The sequence below is a fragment of the Streptomyces pseudoechinosporeus genome (assembly GCF_054783935.1).
Genome location: NZ_BAAGPS010000111.1, coordinates 1 through 1,655, shown reverse-complemented (window position 1 = coordinate 1,655; position 1,655 = coordinate 1). Strand labels below are relative to the sequence as shown.

The following is a 1,655-nucleotide window of genomic DNA, read 5'->3' as shown; positions in this document are numbered from 1 at the left end:
AAGGTCGGGTGTGATCCACTCGGGTTCGAGGATGTAGATGCCTCGCCCCGTGCGGTGGAGGATTCCCTCGCGGACCCAGCGCCCCAGTTCCGCGCGTAGTCCTTGGGCGTCGTCCAGTCCGATACCGCGAGCGATTTCACATGCGCGCCAGGGGCGGAGAGGGGCGGTGCGCAAAAGTTGCAGCGTGCGGTCGCGACGCCCGTCGGGGCCGGGGTCGGTGGATGAGTGCACGGTGACTTTGATGCTGGTGATCCTGGAGGCACCCAGGACTTGTGCCTGGTCAGGCGGTGCGGCATAGCGGGAGATCGGACACTTGACGCGACGTGGGTTGACGCGGGCCCGGCGGGGCGGAAGCAGATTGTGCAGCAGGGCCGATGCGATGTGCCCCGGCCCGGCATCGGGCAGCACATCGGCCGCAGCGATGAGCTGATCCTTGGCGGTCTCCAGGGCGATAGTGAAGGACGCGCGGTCTGGGTCCGTGCCGGGGAGCGTCTCGACGGCCTCGACCATCGCCCGGCGCAGCGCCTGGTAGACGGTCAGGTGAGCCCAAAGCTCCTGCTGGATCCCGGTCGCGTCCTGGGAGCGCAGTACCAGACCGCGTTGCAGGGTGTGCCGGAGCGAGTAGAACGCCGACTCGATCTCCCATCGTTCGTGATAGAGCTCCACCAGCTCGGCGGCGGGGTGGCGTCGCTGATCGGTCAGCGTGGTGGCCAGCCGGTAGTGGCCTTCCAGCCGCAGCCCTTTGGCGGTCGTCACCGTGATGTGCGCGTCGATGATCCTCAGCCGGATCCCGTTGATCCTGGTCAGGAACGACCCGTCCGGCAAAAGGGCCCAACGGGCGGGTGTCCGGGTTCCCTTGAGGCGTACCAACAGCTGTGCCCCGGTGGACGCGGCCTTCGCGAGGAAGTCGTCCGAGTCGAAGCCCCGGTCGTTGAGCAGCAGCATGCTGTCGTCCAGCAGCGGCAGCAGTTGCTCGGCATAGCCGGTCTCCTTTTCCGGCGTCGGTCCGAAGACCGCGCCGAGTAACGCGCGGGTCCCGGTCTCGCACAGCACCATGATCTTCAGCATCGGATATCCGTCGGTGCCGTAGCGGTGTTTGTGCTTGCCCAGCCAGGCACAGACTCGCGGCCGGTCAGGGGCCTTGGTGGAGCTGCACCCATCGAAGGCGACCGTGCGCCAGCACCGGTATCGCACTCCGGGTGTGATCGGCTGTGCCGCGGGACCTGCCAGTGTTTCGAACAACGACCGAAGCGGCGCGACGCCCAGCCGTCGGCGAACCTCCCGCAGCGCCTTCTCCGAAGGGCGCCTGTGAAGAAGCCCGTGCAGCCCGGCGGTGAGCTTGTCCCACACGCGCACGTACCCCAGTTGCGGAAACAGGGCCAGCGCCAGCACGAAGTACACGCCCACCCTCGACGGCAGCAGCCGCACCCTGCGTTGGCCGCCGCCAACGCGTTCCAGCACGTCATCGACAAGTTCGAAGGGTAACTGCCGGGTCAGCTCGCCGAGATGTCCCGGAGCGAAGACGCCGTCGGCGACGGTGATGGACGACGTGAGCGTGACGGTGGAACACTGAGCGGGCAACGGGGCTCCTTCGAGCGGGAAGACCTTGGTCGGCTTCTTCGCTCTACCAGGAGCCCCGTTGCCATGACCTCGGC

The 1,655-nt window shown here is 67.4% G+C and carries 1 protein-coding gene; it reads right to left on the bottom strand.

Annotation, left to right across the window (positions count from 1 at the left end):
* A partial coding sequence (locus tag ACYVO6_RS49450) for an IS4 family transposase (RefSeq protein WP_461073634.1) occupies nt 1-1,581 on the bottom strand: 1,581 nt, incomplete at its 3' end.
* Between the last annotated feature and the right edge of the window lie 74 nt (nt 1,582-1,655).